This is a genomic window from Teredinibacter franksiae, assembly GCF_014218805.1.
GTDB classification, from domain to species: Bacteria; Pseudomonadota; Gammaproteobacteria; order Pseudomonadales; family Cellvibrionaceae; genus Teredinibacter; species Teredinibacter franksiae.
Genome location: NZ_JACJUV010000008.1, coordinates 388,666 through 405,768 on the forward strand (window position 1 = coordinate 388,666; position 17,103 = coordinate 405,768).

Here is a 17,103-nt window from a genome sequence, read left to right on the forward strand (position 1 = left end):
CTTGCCGCTGCAATGTATTTAAAAACTTCTAAATACACCCTCCTCTTTAACACCAAACCTACCGCTACTAAATACTGTATGTTCGACAGTTTTCACTATGTCGACTCTCGATGAAAGCTAACCTCCGGCAATGACCAAAACCAACTCAACGCCATGTCGCTGCGCCGCAACCAGCTAAATGCCTATTACCCGCCCATATTCGTGCAGTTACCCTTTGCGCAAAATTCGGTACTGACGTGGTGGCAGCCCCATGAGCTTGCGGAATACCCGCGAAAAATAATAGGGATCTTCGTAGCCTACTTCGACTGCAATAGGCAGAAACGGCGCTAGGTAATCGTAGTTTTTTGTGAACAGCGGCGTTCTTCACTGTAGAAATGTGCGAACACCTGCGTTGAACCACCGTAGTAGCTCCCCCTCTTTACCGGTGCCGCCAACATCTAGGTGGCCTCGCTGTATTTACGCGGCCCAATATCGGCGCGTATACCATACTCCTCGGCCTGCAACGTAGGAACGCAGGCAAAGGCGGCTAATACCGCCAAACACCCCCAAACACCCCATTGAGATACACCTCTCAACAACGGTGAATGGTTGCGCTCGCGACGATTTTTTTCTATACAAATCGCACGGCTTGCCATTGGTAGGCACCGACTCGCAATGATTTACCGCGAATTTTCTCACCGGTAACGGCATCTACCGCCTTACCCGGTAAACTGACTTTTCCGCCCTTACCATCCATATTAATCAGCACCCAAAGTCGCTCGCCGCTTTCGGTTATGCGTGGACAAACCACCGTGCCAGCCGTTGCTTCGTGTCGCTCTGTTACACCGGCCAAATCGGCATAGTGAGCAACAATACGGTCTAGCATTACTCGCCCCTGCTCGCCATGTGGATGGGCGCCTAACAATACTACACGGCCCTTACCGAGCTTGTGCTCCGTAATAAAAGCCCTGCCTTCGGCTACGCCGGAACGGATGTGACCTTTGACTTCGGTACCCTCAAGCGGTTGTACGGCCGCACACCAACCACTCAATTCACTGGTAATACCAAAGGCTTCGCCCTTGGTACCTGTGTCGGTTAAAGGCACAACAAATTCCGTTTTCACGTTGAGAAGAGCATCGAGTAAATTGAGGCCCGCGTTCAACGGTATTGAATGATCTTCGCCACGAATACCCGTAGCAGGCCCTGCTACCCAAATGCCTCCCGCCTCAACAAATGCAATTATCTTTTTAACAAAGACCGCATCAACATAAGGCATGGCTGGGGTAACCAGTAACTTCAGCCCTTCGAGCCCTGCCCCCTCGAAACGCACATCGCGGTGAAGTCCCAAATCACGAAGCTGGGCATGCCACATCTCTATTACGCCACGGTAAGTAGTTGGAAAGCCTTCGCGTTTGTCGAGGTTTTCGGTTTCTATCATGGCCCGCGCGCGGTCAGAATAGGTCAGCGCTACCTCTGCGGACGCTACCTTGCTTGCCGTTAATAGGGGTTCGAGTAACTCGCGTGAACGGTTAACGGCTTTCACTTCCTCATAGCCGATACTCGGCTCGTTCCAGGTAGACTTAATTGCGCTGTGGGAAATTTCTACTCCTGCACGCTGTTGACGCCAAAGCCAGTAACCAAAGCCTTCGGCCCCCAATGCGTAAACCAGCGAGGCTTCTATGGCAACGTAGCCTTTCGGGTGCACCGGGTGATGTTCCCCCAGCCAACCGTTATGCGCAACACTGGTTTCCATTAGCCAGAAAGGCCTGCCGGGAATAGCTGCTCGGTAAAGGTCTGAACGAAATACCAAAGCGCCCCATTTGTCTTTTGTGGGGTAAGCATCGAAGGCAGCAAAATCGAGCGCTTCCATAGAGCCCTCGTGGTGAATGTTAAAAGCGGGGTTGTCATTATGGGTTATCGGCAAATTCGAATGCTTGCGAATGATCCGCCGCTGCTCTTTCATGAAATCAACAATGGCCTCCCTGGAGTAAAGTCGATAGGCCGTACTCAGAGACGCACTGTGCATAAAGGGGGTTTTAACCGGTGCAGGTACCTGCTCAAAGTTTTGGTAGTACTGGCTCCAGATCTGGGTGGCCCAGGCCTTGTTTAACGCCGCAATATTACCGTAGCGATCTTTCAACCAACGGTGCCAGCCAACAACGGCTGCATCACTGAAGTCTTCAGCAACATGGGCCTTCATCTCGTTATCGATTTGCCAAGCAATAAGCGCGGGGTGACTCGCTAGCTCACCGACGATGGTATCAATGATTTTAAAGCAGGCTTTTTGGACTTCGGGGTGGGCGTAACTAGCGTGCTGACGTGCCCCGTGTGACATGATATCCCCGTCTGCATCCTTGAAACAGTGTTCCGGATGACCATGCGTGAGCCATATCGGCGGGGTGGCCGTTGGTGTACAAAAAACGACATCAATACCTGCCGCGTGAAATTTGTCGAGGCTACGCTTGAAGATGCCTAAATCAACTGAGCCTCGCACGGGCTCGATGGCCGACCAGATAAACTCCCCCATACGTACAACGTTAATACCCAGGGTTTTCATCTCTTTTATGTCGGCATCGATATTTTCTTCCGGCCAAAGCTCGGGGTAGTAGCAAACACAGTGATAAAGCTTTTTAAGCTTGTAGTGCGCATTGGCTGCCCGAGAAGCCGACAATTCGGTGTTGGCATTGGTGCCAGCGCCAAGCGCTACTGATGAAGCTAAGGACGCGCCTGCAGCTGCTAGGCCTGTGAGCTTGCAAAGCTCACGACGGTTAACGGTCATGTAGAGTCTCCCCGGTGACACAGTGGTCACACTGTTATTGTATTGTTAGGGCATCGCCCAAACCCGTTATATTACGCTCATTAAGACCCGGCTTCACTCATAAATACTCATTACAGCTCATATTAAGTCAACCTAAATTTAAAAGAACATAAAGCTGTGTATCAGCTCACTTAAAGGGTCGCTACATACGACAACTGTATGAATTACCCTCAAGAAATAGAAGCCTAAAGCATTGTAATATTAGACGTTAAATTAGAGACTTCAGTCCTAAACCCTTTACCGGAAAGTATTTATAACAAATCTACAAAAAGCCCACATAAATGGGCCCTCAATTTTTCACCGTTTAATCACCCCCCCCCCCCGCTAAGAGTACAATTTTTACCTGCATCGCTTAGTGAGTTTTTAGTTACATTTTTCGTTCATCACCCTCTAGGGCACCTTCATAAATAACTCGTAACACGTCGAAAACGCTTCATGAAATCTGGTGCTCACGCTCAATTCGTCCAGAATTTATCCGTAGCAGGACAATCCGGTAATAATGCATTTCAAAATCAATATATGTGCGAACCAGATGTTCTTATCGTTCAAATAGTTCACCTAACCGAATCGCCATACATTAAGCTAAAGCAACAAATAGAATAAGCATTTAAAAGCATTAGAATATCAAGGCCCTACCAAAATAATAGTTAAACGCACCGTCATTTTAGAGGGCAAGGATAAACTCAGCTGTAAACAACATATCGGTTACTAACGCAATCAATTTTTTGCAGCTATTCTTGACAAAACAGCACGAGTCAGACATAAATACTCACTTCATATAGCCTCACAATAATCATCCGTGGTTGGGAACTACAATATGCAAAAAATACTATTTTTATGTGTAGGTGTTGTAATCGGCACGCTAGCAAGTTACTTCTATTTCGCTACTTCGATAGAGGGCAGCACACCAACGTTAGGTAACTTGAATTCTGGTAATCAGGCAAACGCCACCGCTTCTGCTCCTTTAGGCAATGACTCTGCCTGCGCCCCAGCCACTTCATCAATGATGGCTCAAATAAAGCCAGAATCCTTGCGTTCAGATAACGCCTCCCCACTCGCTAACAAGGCTGAAGTAGAGCACTTAATGAAGGCATTTCAACTGGGCAGTGAAAACTTATACAGCAGCAACGAATTCAAAGATTTGGCCTATCTGGTCAGACACAATAAAAGCGTTGTTGAGAAAATAAAAAATCAAATACTGGAAAGCGAATCGTATGATGAGCGCATGTCCTTGATTGCAGTACTTGCCAATGATGAAAGCGAGGAAACCGTTGACTTTGCTACATCGTTAATTCAATCCATAGATAGCGAAACACAGAATTTTGGTTTTGAACTTTTGTTCTCCATGGGGGACGACAGAGTTAACACGCCGGCACTTAACGCAACCCTTCTAGATGCAGCAAGCTATGAAACAAACCCTCAATCTCTAGGAAATATAATAAACCTATTAACCGCGGGAAAGCTCGACGAATCGACAAAAGCCAAGGCAAACGAAAGCTTTCAACGCCTAGTTTCAAGGGGCGAAAATAGCACCGTTACCGCAAGAGCGATTGATGGTATAAGCCGGCTCGGTAATCAGGACGCCATTTACCTAGCCGTAACAGACCACTTAATTGACCCCGACCCAGACGTTAAAACGGCGGCTATTAATGCTATTAGTTATCTGGATAAAAACAAAGTAAACCAGGAAATGATTGAGACCCTAAAACACCTAGCCAATAATTCTGAAGAACCGTCAATTGTTCGAGAATACGCAACAATGATTCTGAAGGACCTTTAAGCTCCTTCAATAATTATTTTTTTGGACACGGATCGTCCACTCTGAAAGTGAACATTTATTCATTAGCTTCCCAAATCATTCTATTACCGCTTATCGGCATCCGTCACACTAACAGCAACAGAAGGAACCATAAGCAGCTACCTTCAGCTATTGTTGACCTCATCAACTACCGGCCACCGACAAACTCAACCCTTTCGGCACTACTCTCAAGAAAAATCCACGGTGCTTTCCTTCAGGCGAACAAAACCCCACAGTGAAAGTAGTAGTAATGAACGAATTCTCGAGCCCCCAATAAAAGTATAAATACGCTTAAAGACACATCTAATAATCAATTTTACCTATGCGCAGACGGGCAAGCCTTAGCGTAAAGCGGACCGTGTAGCGGTAGGCTGGCAGCCTTTCCAAACAAGGCAAGGCTGCAACAAAGCTTTCAGGGCCGCGCCCTTCGGCGCCTGCCAATGTATACATAGACGCTATTAACAATAGGTATGAATAGCCGATGAAAAATTTCCAGCTGTAACTGATAATATCTAACGCCGTTAAACTTTAAGCAACAACAAAAGCCAAGGCAGCCGAACACTTTAAACGCCTTATTTCAACGGGCGATTGCAGGGAAATTACCACAAGAAAGTAATCATAAACAATCCCCGAAACCGCGGAAAAAATAGATCACATGCACTGACTGTCACGCCAACACACCGCTTACTTAAAATAAAAAAATATCTCGCGAACACCAAAACAAAATACAAACGGCTACGACTAGCACAACCAATACAGCTAACAGGAATTCAGATTCAGAAGGGGGGATTTGACAGAAAAATTTGAGCCATTCACCATATAATATGGGGTATTTCGAGAATCAATAATACCGAGAGAATTTACAATAACACTTTGGAAGAACTATAGGCCACAGCTAAACTATATTGGAGCACTCCAATTTTTTTACTGTTGTAAAACCAATAGTGGTCTCCCCGCGCTGCCGGAAAACCACTACTGACCTAGAAACCATCGAAAATTAACTCTTGGGTACGCTACTAGGTACCAGTACTTCCATTACAATTCGCACTAATGGAACTTCCTGAGCTGTTTCGAACTCGACAGTTTACGCTACCCGATTTTTGTACATTACCGCTCTTAACTTTGTTGTTCGAGCCTTCCTGAATATAAATACCTTCTTTATTGGCGCCAGAAATATTAACAGAATTCACCGTAATACCTTGAGAACCCGACACAACAAAATAACCGCGTCCTGAAGATCTTGATATCACTTCACTTACGCTAATGTTAGGACCTGCGCTGTTAGCAAAACGTAATGTGGCATAACCGCCATTCTCATCATTGTCTGTACCATATACTTTACCAACACTGCCGTTTTTACTGCGATTTAGTAGTAACCCACAGTATTTAGTGTTGTGCATCTCGATATTGCTGATGTTAAAACCATCAACATCCCAAAGTTCTATTCCGTGACCATTCAAGTTCTTACCATTAATATTGCTCAATGTGATATTACTATTGGAGGAGCCTTTCTCGAAACGGATGCCACCATAGTTCGTATCGCGTAAAGTAACGTTGCTAATGGTTAATTTTTTGCAGTTCTTTACCCAAATACCAAATTGAGGAGTATCCTTTATGTTTACATTTTTTAAGGTAACATTTTCCTTACCATGACACTTAAAAAGAGGATTACTACCAACTTTATCGCCGTAAATATTTCTTCCCCCAAAGTCATAGGTTTGTCCGCTTTGTAGCGATACAGTTGAGGTTGGGTGACCGGAAATTGTACTTGTGTCATATGCATGAGCATTAAGCGCGAAGCAGGATAAAACACAAACAGAACTCAGGACCAATAAGCTACAGTTTATTTTATTTGAAAACTTTTTCATTTAAATGCCTTTTTTTATGATTCAGGTGTTTACGATCAATTATTTCCCTACATAGCTTCAACAAGAAATAATTATCGAACATAGGGTATTCAAACCCATATACCTACTCCTTAGCAATAAAACTCCAAAAGCGTTGGCCTTTTCAGCCATTTTTATTTGTAACTACCTTAGTATAAACGCCCTACTTTACTACGACTTAAAACGACTATCTTCCTCCTAAGTTGCTGCAAAATTAGTATCGGGCGCAACCAACATATACACCCCCCTCACCAATTCAATGCCTCAATGACCGAGTACTTCCAATGACTAACGAGGCCTTCGATTACCTTTAGACGACAATTTCAGTGCGACAGCTCTGCCGGCAAGACCAACAAGCAACAAAGCTCACTTCCTTCACAACCAGCGAAGCTCAGCCTTGGTGAGCGTCCCCAGCGTTTATTGTCGTGCTCAATATGAGCCCAACAATCAAATCATATGCCTACGCCCAAAGGCGCGTCAATATATTTACGTCACTATCGATCATAGTCGATCAAACTGAGTTGTTAAGTGGCACGAAAACAAACTTAATGTAACTTTTTGTGACACGTATCGAAAAAATATTATCAATGCTCGTCAATTGAGAAGGCGTCGAGCCACAAAAATCAACGGTTTATTTCCATGGTCAGCAGTAGGAGCCTCTGCAGCCAGTTTACTTTCACACACTCGCTATAATCACATTATCGTAAGTGAAAACCTACGAACCAAAGTTCACGCACCCTCTTAGAAGAGGACATAATAAACCATTGAAAATCAAAAGTTTTATAGTAATTTGGCCGCTCTGAAGCCCCAAAAAACACTATTTGATCAAGCCGGTTCATTACGCCAATATTGCCAGCATCTTGTATAATAACTGTACATATCGACACCCACAATCAGACCTACCCGACAAATCTTTTCCAACCCGGTCTCCCGGGATTGCATCACCTAACCGAAAGAAAAACAGCTCGACCTAAATTGACGTATTATGATCAATAATGACTGGAATGTAAGGGGGGTATCCGTATGACGGCAAGGGAGGTGGCCGGCAACCGATTATCGGTATTTGCTCATTCCACCTCACAGCTACCCTGGAGAGCGCGGCGCCAAAGGCATCGAGTTTTCCTTAAGTGCCTCGCTCCAACATCTCGATGTCGATTCATCAATCCCGATTGCAGGTTTTACAATTATGCACTGCAAGATTTCTGTCAGATAGATGTGGCAGAGTTAGGGGGCTACGTATACCACTAACCAAGCTTTAGGTGATTACGGCGTGCTCAGAGCCCAATAGCAGCTGACAAAAATATCGTTTTTTCGGCCAATGGGATAAGAAGTAGGGTTACTATTAAAACTCGCGACAAAGCTAGGGTTTTGTCGCGAGTACATTACTTACATAGCGTCGCGGTATATTTGCACCGTTTGCGCGAGGTTAACGTCTCTAGGGTTAGTGCCTTTACACACGTCGTTCAGTGCATTTTTTGCCATTGTTTCTAAATCACCTTCTTCTACACCCAGCTCTTTAAGGCCTCGCGGAATACCGACACGGAGGCTTAGCGTCTCAATGGCTTTTAAGGCCGCTCTGTTAGCCTCCTCAAGGCTCATTCCATCGGTGTTGGTCCCTAGCGCATCTGCCACTTTGGCTAGCTTATTCCCACAGGCTGATGCATTAAAACGCTCAACGTGAGGAAGAAGAATGGCGTTGCAAACACCATGGGGTAAATCGTACAGACCGCCTAGCTGGTGGGCCATAGAGTGAACGTAACCCAGACCACAGTTATTGAAGGCAAGTCCAGCAATATAAGACGCCCATGCCATTTTACTGCGCGCTTCGATGTTTTCCCCATCCGTAACGGCCGCTTCTAAACTACTGCCAATCAATTCGATAGCTTTTAGTGCAAGGTGATCGCTCAGCTCAAAGGCACCAATCGACAGGTAAGCCTCAACAGCATGGGTTAGGGCGTCCATGCCGGTTGCAGCGGTAAGGTCCGCTGGCTTTGCCAGCATTAACTCAGGGTCGCTAATGGCCACACTTGCCAAACAGTTTTTGTCGACCATTACCATTTTAATTTTGGTCTGTTCATTGGTAATAACGTAGTTAATGGTCACTTCGCTGGCCGTTCCGGCCGTTGTGTTAATGGCGATGATGGGCGCAGACTTTTTTAACGATTTGTTAATGCCTTCGTAATCGGCAATTCGCCCTCCATTAGTGGCAAGAATACCTATGGCTTTAGCCGCGTCTTGAGGAGACCCTCCCCCAAACGACACAAGGGCATCGCATTGCTCATTTACATACAGTGAGAGGCCTGCATCAATACACGCCGTATTGGGATTGGGCTGCACTTCATCAAAAAGGGTATAGTTTATAGAGGCTGCTTTAAGTATTTTTTCGAGCTTGGCCACCAGGCCAATAGCGGTCAGTACTTTATCGGTCACAATTAGAGGCTTTGCACAGCCCAGCCCTTGTAGTTCTTCAGCTAAAGATCCAATCGCTCCGGGGCCTACAAGGCTTATTGCGGGCATCATTAGGCGGCGTACTTGGTCCATTGTCAGTTCCTCATGGTGAGTTTGAATCATGTCCCGACCATTAACGCTCATTTACAGTCATAACCGCTTAATCTGAATCAGAAAGAGGCCGTAATATTGAATTATTAGCTTCGAGGACGGCAATCAAACACGCTAACGTAAAGATATAAGGAACCATTACTCCAAGCCGGGGGATGAAGAGCGGTACTTCAGAACAGGGGGGTGGGCAAACCGTTGATGGGCACATTTAGACGGCTAGTTAGAACGTGTATCGGCTACTACAGCTATACCCCAGATCATGGACGATACCTCAAGCCGATGCTAAGAGGGCCCCCCTCAGGGCGCCTACGGATCTAATTTCGGCCGCCTACTTTTAATTATGTAGTAATAGGTGCAATGACGATAAAGGGACGTCCGGGAGCTACTGCAAACCTGTATTAAATTGTTTAATTACTCAGGTGTTGCCCCTGTTTAAAAAAAGAACCGGCTTGGCCGGTTACTGAGGAAGCCTAAAACTATCCGGAATCTCCTGGCGGCTAACAAATATCTGATCCAAGACTACTCCTGAATCAACACCATAGACACGAAGTCGCTGTTTACCTTGTTTGACCGAACTCACGAAGGCGCTCATGCGTACGCTCCCGCTTAAAACCGCGCGTTTCCATTGCCGATCTTTCACTTGCCTTTGCAGTGTTACCATTTGAATTCCAGAGGTAGAATCACCCATTGAAAAGGCAAGTTTCAATGTGGTCTCGGTATTGACAGGAAAGCTAGGCAGCAGTGAAAAGTAGATATAGTAGCCCCCGGACTCGGACAACTCAAACTCATATTCCAGATAAGGCGAACGTTTTTCTATATCGCTTTCAGTATCGGCACGCTCAACCATAGGGTATAGCACAACGGCATCTCCTACCCGCCCCAGATCGCGAACGACCTCCCAAGACGAGCCTGACTGACTATGGGTTTTTATAAAAGCTTCGGCTTCCAGATAAACATCAGGTTGCGCGTTGCTCACGCCTTTGTATTCAAGGGTGATAGGCGTTTTCACTGCGCCCAATAAAGTGCTGGCAGGGAGCTGCACTGAGCTCTGCCGGTACGATCGCCACAGGTTATCGGCGGGCTCTACCGACATCATTCCGTGCCATTTGCCGTTTGAAATATCTTCATTATATAGGCGCGTTAATTCGGTTAATGCTTCTTGCGCTTTAACCGCCCGCTGCCCATGAGTCTTTGCCATCGCTAAGGATTCATGAAACCAGCGAGAATATTGCTCCGCATGAAAATAACGCCGGTTCGCCATGGCACTTGCCAATACCGGGTATTCGACTAATTGAAAAAATGCATCGTATTGCTCTGCCGATATATATGTCTTAATCGCGAGCACTTTATCTTCCAGCTTTTCAAAGTTAGCCAGACGAATTTTCACTTCATCGGCGCTTAGATTACTGCCTTTGCTGCGGGAGTGCGGTAACCACCATTGAAGATGTTCCGGCTTACGCTGGAAATTCAGTTCAAAATACCCCCGCATAATTTCGCCGATTTTTTTACTCTGACCTGGATCAGCTTCTAAACCGTCACCGGAAAATTGCTGCTGAGCCCAGCTTTCTAAATACGTATGCTGATTCTCCAGGGTCCACCGATCAATATCCCATGCCATTTGCAAAAAGAAATCCATTCCAATTTCCGCAGGCTTTATATCTCCAACGTTCGCTATCCATAGCTTTCGCGCGCCCAAGGCATAAGCTTTAGTCATTTCCTCCCAAACCAAAGACGTAGGTGTGCTATATAACCACAAATAGGAGAGAGGTGAACCAAGGTACGACAGGTGATAATAAACACCAGATCCTCCGCTGCGACTGCGCTCTTGGTCGTTGGGTAATTGGCGTATATAACCATGGTTATCATCAGGCCATATAAGGCTAATGTCGTCAGGTACAGTCAATCCATCACGATACAATGCGAGAACTTCTTTATAAGGAGTAAATGCTTGGGGAATACTGGCTAACTTGGGGTCAACGTGAGTTTGTAACTGCTTACGTTGTTGTTGGAAAATATCTTCCAACAATGCAATTTTTTCTTTGTTCGATGCGCCACCGCTCATGCCTGAGTCGTGGATTCCACGCATACCTATGGAATAAATGTTTTCATACTGCCCATTTTCCTTAACTCTCTGCTCCCAGTAGTTAAGAACCTGCTGCCGATGCGTGGCGAAATTATAAGATGATTTAGCGTTTGGCCACTCTTTTACGTTGTTTCTCAACATCGGTTCGGCATGTGAGCTTCCCATTACAATACCGTACCGGTCAGCCAATACTTTATTCTCAGGCACTTCATTAAAAGCCAAACTAACCTTGTGCATTGCCGGCCACAGGGTGTTTGCTTTTAGGCGCAATAATAAATCAAAGACTTTTTCGTAGGTTTTCGGGCCAATATTACCCAAGCCCTTTTCATACTGACTGGCCCAAGGTTGCAACCCCCAATCTTCATCATTGATAAAAATGCCCCGGTACTGAACAGACGGAGGTCCAAAGCGATGTAAACCCTTATTAATATAAATCGCCTTGGCTTTTTGAGGGGTAACATCAGCCCACCAATGCCAAGGAGACACACCCATCGCTTGTGAAAGCTCGTACACCCCATAGGCGGTGCCACGTCTGTCACTTCCCGCTATCAATAGAGCGCTCTTTCCTGGGCGTTGTGGGTCTTCAACGGTTTTTATTACAAAGGACTCCCAAGCGCCCTCCAAATGTGACAGATCCAGAGACGTAGAGTGAACAATACTTTTTATTAAGGGGGAACGTTCAACAGACCCAACAATTATGCGCATGCGAGAAGGCGAACCAGGAGATGCCGACAACGCCTCTTCTCCCGTGACTGAAAGTAAATCGCTCATCAACCCACGGGCGGCGATTTTTACCACTTCGTAGTCGCCTTCGTCCCACACCACTTCAGCTGGGCGGTTTTCTCCATGTAAAAACAAATAACCCGGCCGGGGATTTTTCGACACCAATTGTTCATCGGAGCTATGTGTCAAAGGAGCCCAAACAGACAGAATGGGCAACAGAGCTATTAAACTAATAATGTATTTCATTTAAAGGAGGCCTTGCTTTACTCTGCTTTCTAGTGTGCCTTCGGCATGAAATTTAACGATGAAAAAGCGAGAATTTTTCGCCAATCATTTATAGCAACATATCGCGATTCAACTCACTAATTTTGGTGTTACCCGAAAGTCCCATCGCAACGCGCATTTCATTTTCTAAAATTGAAATGACTTCCATAACGCCCGCTTTTTTACGTGCACTCAGGCCATACACCCAAGGTCGACCAATCATCACTGAACTAGCGCCCATGGCAACCGCACGCACAATATCCAAACCTGTTCGTACACCGCCGTCTAGAATAGACGGAATGTCACCCTGCAGCGTATCAACAATATCGGGTAAAGCTGTTATGGCCGACATTGCGCCGTCTAACTGTCGACCCCCGTGGTTAGATACAATCACGCCATCGGCACCTAATTTTTTTGCCTCCAGTGCATCCTGTGGGTCCAAAATACCTTTTATAATTAAATTGCCTTTCCAGTTTTCGCGAATAGTCTCAAGTGTTTTCCAGGTCACACTGGGGTCAAAGTTTTTATTCATCCAAGTCCAAAATTCGTCAATGCCCGCATTCTGTCCTAATGCCGGGGCAACGGTACCTAGGTTATGTGGACGGCCCAACAGCCCCACATCCCAGGCCCAAGCTGGGCGAATCATCGATTGAAATACCCGCGCGCATTGACGGCGCAGCATACTGCCGCCGGAAAGACCCGAACGAATATCACGGTACCGAGAAGATGGAATAGGCATATCCACTGTGAATACCAGGTTTTGGGTACCAGCTTCGCGGGCAGATTCCAAAACACTGTTAAGGAACCCTCTATCTTTAATCATGTACAACTGAAACCAAATAGGCTTTTCCACGCTTTTCCGCACTTCATCAATGGTGCAAACGCCAACGGTGGATAAACAAAACGGCACTTTCTTCTCTTCCGCCGCCTGTGCAGCCAAAACTTCTCCGCGCCGAGCATTAAGCCCAGCAATGCCAACCGGCCCCAATATCAATGGCAGGTTGTATTTTTCACCAAATAGAGTACAACTGGTATCAACTGAAGAAATATCCCGCAATACCCGTTGGCGCACGCGAATATCCTGAAAATCGGATGAGTTCTTTCTCAAAGTGGTTTCGCTAAACGCGCCACCGTCTATATATTCAAACAAAAATTTGGGTAAACGTTTTTTCGCAAGAATACGGTAATCTTCAATATTTGCTGGAATCACTTTGTAACCTATTGATCGTTAACATTGCGGCTGCATTGCAGCCGGGAACAGACATTTTGGGGAGTTGTAACAGAACATGCACCCATTTTTATACAGGTGCATGCCGGCACTTTAGGACAATCTATTTTGATTTATTACGGCCTAAAGCCTGCCCAACCAAGGCTAGATTTTGAATGGCCGCCAAACCCCATTGGGCCGCTTCGTTGGTCGATAACCAAGGAGCCTCATCTATTGGATTTAATACATCAGGTCCTTCAATTCGTTGAGACCCAATAACTTTTTTGCCTCTCCATTCGCGCTGAAACTCTTGCCACGCACGAACCGCCAGCTTTTCATCGCCGGTTTCCGCTGCCACATACGCCGTTAGTCGAGAATGAGCCACTGTCAAGCTATTGCCCTTCAGGCGCTTACCAAGCTTTCGCTCTTGCTCCTTCGGGCTAGCGTTGTAGTAACGACCATACTCTAGCCAAGCTTGCTTAAAGCTAGGTACATCCAGCAGCTGATTTAACTCGGTACATATTTCGATCAAACCAAAAACCGCACTAAGATGAGAAATACCTGGGCTAACATCCTCAGGTGCTAATAGCTTTTTGTTTTCTACATCATAACCAAATACACCGGTAAAAAATCCATAGGGTTGGCCACCAATAGTGCGCATGGCATCCTCCAAGCGCTCGCGATATTGAGAGTCGCCGGTTCTTTCCCAGGCTGTCAGCCAATTTGCCGCAACCGATCCCCAGTCGGTACCCACGCCCATACGCACATCGCCAGGAACCGGTTTTTTGTTGGGTATTTTTCGCGTGGGTATTACTTGAGCCAATTGAGTATCGGCATTAATGACTTCGTCGAGCACATCACCGGTTCGCTCATCACCGGTTAAAAAATAATGGAACCGCCGATAGGCCGAAGTACTGATGCGTAACTGCTTTGCACTGCAACCCCAATGTTGAACATTGTGGCGAGAACCAAAACCTTTAAAGCGACCTAGGTGGTATATATCAACATCGCGATTGTGACGAGTCATGGCTTCGGCTAAACGGAAGGTCTCGGCATCGCCAGTACGTAAATAGGAATACCACAACCAAAGATCGGGCGATAATTCTGAGTTGTCCCAAGCATAACCACCTACATCATAACGCCATACATGACGATCGGCATCGTAGGTGTGCATGATGTCGCCGTAATTCCAAAAGCCATACCAATGCCGTTGGTCAACCTGCTGCTTATAGAATTGCACCGACCAAGCTAAACGATCTTCAATGGCGCCTTTTTCCGGTGACGATCGGTCCGGTAAGCTCCAAAGAGCGCCAAACACCCCTGACGCTAAATAATCTTCAGGAGCAGCCACGACTTGACCCGGCTGGCGTATAGCATCAGCCATCTCCACAATATCTTGGCGCGCAGGCGTGTGACTGTGTAGCTGAAGGGTCATTTCGGTGGTACGAGCAACACCCTGTGCTTCACCGAAACCTGGTTCGTAATCCTCGTAAGTGATATTAAGTGCATCGAGCTGCTGTTCGTGTGTTTCCTGTCCTAAACCATCGTGATAAAAGCGAACATCCATTGCCGGTGCCTCGGGCGACCAGAACCACATGGTAGCCGTAGCTGTATCAGTACCAGCATTTCGGACATCCAGTTGCACAGGGTGTAATTGCCAAAAATCGCGCATACCCATCAGCAAACCGCCGGAAACACCGCCTACATAAGCAACACCCGCAGCACGACTACCCTGATCTGAATCGATCCAGCCGTGGCCTGTCTTGGTACGTTTACGAATTGAAAATCCATTGGCATTCAGCTGCGTAAGCGTGACATCGTTCCAGACCGGTATCCAATGCATGCGACTGCTTACCCGTTCATCCCACTCTTTTAGTGGTGGCGTGGCAATACCCGCAACCTGAGCATCGCGAACAACCTGGCCCGGATCTCGGCGTAATCCGGTAATTCCCTGGGGTGACTCCCCCCAAATGCCATCGCCCTCTCCCACTATTCGAATATGACGATTGTATAGCTCGTCGCGCATGGGGATATCAACTTGAAGGCCCAAACCACGAATAAAGTCTCTGTCACTTTCACCGTCAAAAACAAAGCTATGACTGATACGAAGGCTATCGCCACCAGCATAGAAATAAAGACGCAGAGAGAACGGCAGCCATTCACGATTTTGTTCGGTACGATGAGTTCCGGTAACCTTTATCGTTGCACGCACAGGGCCAGACTGTTCAACAATTACCCCTCCTATTTTCGACTCAAACGATTCCACCGAACAGCTTTCACCGGGCTCACATTCAGGCTTACTTTGCACCAAACCAACCAAACGGGCATTTTCAGCAACTAACTGCCCCTTCCGCAGCATTTGCTGAATTATCTGATTACCGGTACGCGGGATTTTGCATGTGATAACGCCAGTATCAATTTCGATATAGCGGCGCTTTTCCTTCACCTTGACAGTACTCGCGGGCCTAACAGTTACACCCTTCCGAACGGAAAACTGTTCACCTAGGGTTGTATTGGCCGGTACCGCATGCGCAGTCCATTTAACAGACCCATCAGGCCAATAGGCCGTAGGCCATGATTGAAGAGGTAGTGCTGCGCCATTTTGAGATTGCAACGTCAATGACTCTTTTGTCTGCAAGGTGCCGGGCTTCCAAGGCTGCCCCCAAGTAACAAAAGGGTGCGCTGCTGGCTCCTGCCCCTCCAACCAGCTTAAAAAGCCGGGGACACGCTTAGGCGTTTTTACTGGCGCCTGCATCGCCGAAAAAGCAACACCGGAGGCAAATGGAAGTGTAGTAGCAAGAGCTCCATTAAGGAGCAGTTCGCGTCGATTCATTGAGTGAACACCCTATCTATCGTTATGTTGCGCCATAGTTTCAGCATTATTTTATATCACAGATGCCATTTTATGACTACTATTGATTAAATATGATCGTTTTAACCAATATAATATTGTAAAATGTAGGAATATCGAGATTTAATTATGCTTAAAAGATTCACCATCAGTTTAGTGCTTCTGCAACTCGCGCTTTCCTGCGACGCCGATAAAGGAGAATTGCTATACAGCAATTCTTTCGGCAACCCGGAAAATGTGCGCAACTGGACTATGGAGGGCCCTGGAAAGCTGACTTTTGAAAACGGCTGGATGACGCTTTACTCTCCCAATGAAACGATGCACCACGTATTCTGGTGCCCTCAAGAATTCCCAAACAGTTTTATTGCCGAATGGGACGCTCAGAACTTGAATTCTGAGGCTGGCTTGGCCATTGTATTTTTTGCAGCCAAAGGGATGAACGGCGAGGATATTTTTGATTCGGCGTTAAACAGACGCAATGGCACTTTCAAACAATACGTGCAAGGCGATATACGCAGCTACCATATTAGTTACTATGCCAATGCCGCACACAATAAAAATCGGGGCCATGCAAACCTACGTAAAAACAACACTTTTACTTTACTGCAAAAAGGTGCTGAAGGTATCCCTACCGAATCAATGGCAATACATAAAATTCGCTTAGAAAAGCACCAACGTCAAATTACTCTTTGGGTAGACAGTAAAAAGGTTATTCATTATGTCGACAAAGACGATAACTATTGGAAAACAGGCAAAATAGGGTTTCGTCAAATGCAATGGAGCCGCTTTCGCTACAGAGATTTTAAGATTTGGGCTTTGAAACCAACCAAAAAATACGATTAAACAAGAATATACCAATAACTATTTGAAACTTAAGAACTTTTCCGATATAAGGTCGGATCAGAACGCCTCATTAATGCTAAACCACCATCACG

The 17,103-nt window shown here is 46.2% G+C and carries 10 protein-coding genes; 2 read left to right on the plus strand and 8 right to left on the minus strand.

Annotated elements, in window-relative coordinates:
* Positions 1 to 207: 207 nt before the first annotated feature.
* The 3 genes from H5336_RS23950 to H5336_RS21365 all read right to left on the minus strand — a co-directional run bounded on the left by H5336_RS23950 (position 208) and on the right by H5336_RS21365 (position 2,758).
* Positions 208 to 354 carry an AraC family transcriptional regulator gene (locus H5336_RS23950; RefSeq protein ID WP_185236683.1) on the minus strand — a complete coding sequence of 49 codons (147 nt, stop codon included), beginning with the start codon at positions 352 to 354 and terminating at the stop codon, positions 208 to 210.
* 83 nt (positions 355 to 437) lie between these two features.
* Entirely contained in the window at positions 438 to 635 is a 198-nt protein-coding gene (locus H5336_RS21360) for a hypothetical protein (RefSeq protein WP_185236476.1), read from the minus strand.
* The gene (locus tag H5336_RS21365) at positions 611 to 2,758 is read right to left on the minus strand and encodes a beta-galactosidase (protein ID WP_185236477.1); all 2,148 of its coding nucleotides are present in this window, start codon (positions 2,756 to 2,758) and stop codon (positions 611 to 613) included. The genes H5336_RS21360 and H5336_RS21365 overlap by 25 nt, the downstream gene beginning before the upstream one ends.
* Before the next feature lie 856 nt (positions 2,759 to 3,614).
* Between H5336_RS21365 and H5336_RS21370 the strand changes: the two genes are divergently transcribed.
* On the plus strand, positions 3,615 to 4,577 hold the full coding sequence (locus tag H5336_RS21370) for a HEAT repeat domain-containing protein (protein WP_185236478.1): 963 nt from the start codon (positions 3,615 to 3,617) through the stop codon (positions 4,575 to 4,577).
* A gap of 1,034 nt (positions 4,578 to 5,611) precedes the next feature.
* On the opposite strand, the gene H5336_RS21375 is transcribed toward H5336_RS21370, so the two are convergent.
* The 5 genes from H5336_RS21375 to H5336_RS21395 form a co-directional block, all read right to left on the minus strand.
* Positions 5,612 to 6,463: a right-handed parallel beta-helix repeat-containing protein gene (locus tag H5336_RS21375; protein WP_185236479.1), complete on the minus strand. Its 852-nt coding sequence runs from the start codon at positions 6,461 to 6,463 to the stop codon at positions 5,612 to 5,614.
* A 1,404-nt stretch (positions 6,464 to 7,867) separates the two neighbouring features.
* Positions 7,868 to 9,022: an iron-containing alcohol dehydrogenase gene (locus H5336_RS21380; protein WP_185236480.1), complete on the minus strand. Its 1,155-nt coding sequence runs from the start codon at positions 9,020 to 9,022 to the stop codon at positions 7,868 to 7,870.
* Between the two features lie 475 nt (positions 9,023 to 9,497).
* The gene (locus tag H5336_RS21385) at positions 9,498 to 12,092 is read right to left on the minus strand and encodes a glycosyl hydrolase 115 family protein (RefSeq protein ID WP_185236481.1); all 2,595 of its coding nucleotides are present in this window, start codon (positions 12,090 to 12,092) and stop codon (positions 9,498 to 9,500) included.
* Positions 12,093 to 12,180: 88 nt separating this feature from the next.
* On the minus strand, positions 12,181 to 13,320 hold the full coding sequence (locus tag H5336_RS21390) for an L-lactate dehydrogenase (protein WP_185236482.1): 1,140 nt from the start codon (positions 13,318 to 13,320) through the stop codon (positions 12,181 to 12,183).
* Between the two features lie 121 nt (positions 13,321 to 13,441).
* The gene (locus H5336_RS21395) at positions 13,442 to 16,150 is read right to left on the minus strand and encodes an exo-rhamnogalacturonan lyase family protein (protein ID WP_185236483.1); all 2,709 of its coding nucleotides are present in this window, start codon (positions 16,148 to 16,150) and stop codon (positions 13,442 to 13,444) included.
* Between the two features lie 147 nt (positions 16,151 to 16,297).
* On the opposite strand from H5336_RS21395, the gene H5336_RS21400 reads away from it, so the two are divergent.
* Complete coding sequence (locus H5336_RS21400; RefSeq protein ID WP_185236484.1) at positions 16,298 to 17,011, plus strand: DUF1961 family protein; 714 nt, start codon at positions 16,298 to 16,300, stop codon at positions 17,009 to 17,011.
* Positions 17,012 to 17,103: the final 92 nt, after the last annotated feature.

Excerpts from the sequence above, each read along its gene's own strand:
- H5336_RS21360 (WP_185236476.1), bottom strand. The coding sequence starts at position 635 with ATGGCAAGCCGTGCGATTTGTATAGAAAAAAATCGTCGCGAGCGCAAC.
- H5336_RS21365 (WP_185236477.1), bottom strand. The coding sequence starts at position 2,758 with ATGACCGTTAACCGTCGTGAGCTTTGCAAGCTCACAGGCCTAGCAGCT.
- H5336_RS21370 (WP_185236478.1), top strand. The coding sequence starts at position 3,615 with ATGCAAAAAATACTATTTTTATGTGTAGGTGTTGTAATCGGCACGCTA.
- H5336_RS21375 (WP_185236479.1), bottom strand. The coding sequence starts at position 6,463 with ATGAAAAAGTTTTCAAATAAAATAAACTGTAGCTTATTGGTCCTGAGT.
- H5336_RS21380 (WP_185236480.1), bottom strand. The coding sequence starts at position 9,022 with ATGGACCAAGTACGCCGCCTAATGATGCCCGCAATAAGCCTTGTAGGC.
- H5336_RS21385 (WP_185236481.1), bottom strand. The coding sequence starts at position 12,092 with ATGAAATACATTATTAGTTTAATAGCTCTGTTGCCCATTCTGTCTGTT.
- H5336_RS21395 (WP_185236483.1), bottom strand. The coding sequence starts at position 16,150 with ATGAATCGACGCGAACTGCTCCTTAATGGAGCTCTTGCTACTACACTT.
- H5336_RS21400 (WP_185236484.1), top strand. The coding sequence starts at position 16,298 with ATGCTTAAAAGATTCACCATCAGTTTAGTGCTTCTGCAACTCGCGCTT.